Origin of the sequence: Mesorhizobium sp. M8A.F.Ca.ET.208.01.1.1, from assembly GCF_004791315.1 — a bacterium.
Lineage (GTDB): Bacteria > Pseudomonadota > Alphaproteobacteria > Rhizobiales > Rhizobiaceae > Mesorhizobium.
Genome location: NZ_SRUT01000215.1, coordinates 1 through 323 on the forward strand (window position 1 = coordinate 1; position 323 = coordinate 323).

The following is a 323-nucleotide window of genomic DNA, read 5'->3' on the forward strand; positions in this document are numbered from 1 at the left end:
GGCCGCCGTAATCCGCTATGATGATGATCCGAGATCACGAAGCGAATCGGAGCGCCTGGATGAAAACCCTTCCCTTGCTTGCGGCAATTGCAATCGGCCTGCTCGGCATCTTCGCCACCCAGCCATCCCATGGCGCCGGTCGCACGGGCGGCCTTCCTTGCCTCCTCCGCAATCCGGACCGGGATCGTCCCCACACCCAATGCTCCGGCAATCAGGGCGGCAGTGTGCGCCAAGGGTTGGTCGAAGACGATTTCCTCGAAACGACCGGCGACCTTGTCCCACTCGTGCCGCGCCGCCGCCGGCAACCGTTCCGCGTAGGCGTG

Annotated in this window: 1 protein-coding gene; it reads right to left on the reverse strand. The window is 64.7% G+C overall.

Features of this window, described 5'->3' with window-relative positions; translation table 11 throughout:
- Positions 1 to 323, reverse strand: a 323-nt coding sequence (locus EN851_RS34985) for a hypothetical protein (protein WP_135931095.1), incomplete at both ends; no start/stop codon positions are given.